The 1,694-nt window shown below is 58.9% G+C and carries 1 protein-coding gene; it reads left to right on the forward strand.

What is annotated here, in order from left to right:
- The first annotated feature begins 308 nt into the window (after nucleotides 1-308).
- Nucleotides 309-1,667, forward strand: a complete 1,359-nt coding sequence (locus PHK61_RS31730) for a hypothetical protein (protein WP_274285027.1) — start codon at nucleotides 309-311, stop codon at nucleotides 1,665-1,667.
- Nucleotides 1,668-1,694: the final 27 nt, after the last annotated feature.

Consider the following 1,694-nt stretch of genomic DNA (forward strand, 5'->3'; position numbering starts at 1 on the left):
CCCCCCCCCCCCCCCCCCCCCCCCCCCCCCCCCCCCCCCCCCCCCCCCCCCCCCCGCCCGTCCGCAACCTAAGGCAGAACTTGGACCTAGGCGAGCTCTCTGAAACTCAAATGGAAGCACTAGCGGACGCCTTTCGGGACCCGTCTGTCGACCGGCACGAGCGACTCGTTCCTTTGGTGTCGGTCGTTCTTGACGTCGTTAGCTGGGCTCGCGCAACGCATCAGGATGGCGCGCCCGACCCTCGCGCAAAAGCGGACCGAATCAGTCTTCTCCAAGAGTTGAAACTAGGCATTGAAGGGCTTGGCCCTATGACCCGTCAGGTAGTTGAGGACGACGGGAAACGCCTTCTCCGCGCTGCGAATCGAGCGCTAGAGTCCCCTGACACACTCGGGGAAGCCCAAGATTTCTTGGCGACTCTAAGAAAGAACACCACGAGGGAAGCAATGTGGCGCGATCTAGTGGCATCAAGTGCGAACGTCTCGAACCTCATCGGACTAGCCCACTTCGAAAGCCGAAGAGACAATCTACTCTCGACGATGTCGCATAGCGGGCTGGGTAGAGACAAGCTTGGCCTGGCGAGAGTATGTCTCGATGTGCTGAGCAATCGAGCGGCCGGGATAGCACATGCGCGCGCAATCGTCGACGAGGTAGAGGCGACCGACGACGAAGCCGACGTCGATGAGAGTGTCGATCCTCCAGGATTAACCGCTGAAGAGAGAGTCGAGCTTACGTCACGCTTGCTGAGTGAGCCGGCGCGGCACGCGGACAACATCATCTGGCTGAAGATCGATCATGCAATGCTGGACAACCCAGTTCATCTTGGGATACTTACGTTCTACCCAGCATTTTGGCTCCTCGGCCGCATCGAACAAGCCAACGACGACCTACTTCCGCCTGAGCTGCGATCGTCTAGGACGAGCCGGCGTGCTTGGCTTCCGGAAGCTGAACTCGGAAACACCCTTGCGCGAGTTGAGCTAGTTAATCACTCTCTGGCAAGGGCAGCCGAGGACGCTCGGGACCTATGCAGATCGGTAATTGACGTATTGGCGTCAGGTAGGCCCACGTCCGCCTGGTCAATTCAAAAGGGGCACGTCCAATACGTTAATGGTGAGGGCGGACTGGAGAGCATAGATAATTCCTATGTAGCTCCAGAAGATTGGATGGACTCGTGGCGACAGTTCTATCTTGAGGAGGGGTTGAGCACCCAGACACGTCGTCTAGTAGGCCTCCATCTCAAGGCGCCCTCGCCCGAACTGTCGCGGGTCGCCCGGCTTGCACGGTCGATGGAGCGGCGCGACGACCCGAAGCCGGCCGTCGGCGACATCATCGCAAGCGTCCAGGCCTTGGAGTATGTCCGGAGCACCACAGGTTCGGGCGGTCTAAGCTGGGATCGATTTGCCGCTCGAACCCTAAAGAGTCGATGGATCTTTGAGCAGCTTCATCTCGACACCTACTTCGTCGTCATGAACATTCTGAATCGAGAGATCTACTCTTCCCGGTCTAATCAAAAGAGTCTCGCACCAAAGGGACTTTCGGACCGACTCGAGCTCTGGCGGATGGGTCGCACGGAACGCGAAGCAGAGGCGTTCTTCGACCTCACGCACAAGGTTAGACAGATTTTCCCTAGACAGAGTTTACAGGCTCTTCCGGAAATGGAGTGCAGCTGAGGGTGTGACCGGGCCGGGAGCTGGGGT

Origin of the sequence: Actinomycetospora lutea, assembly GCF_028737205.1 — a bacterium.
Classification (GTDB): domain Bacteria; phylum Actinomycetota; class Actinomycetes; order Mycobacteriales; family Pseudonocardiaceae; genus Actinomycetospora; species Actinomycetospora lutea.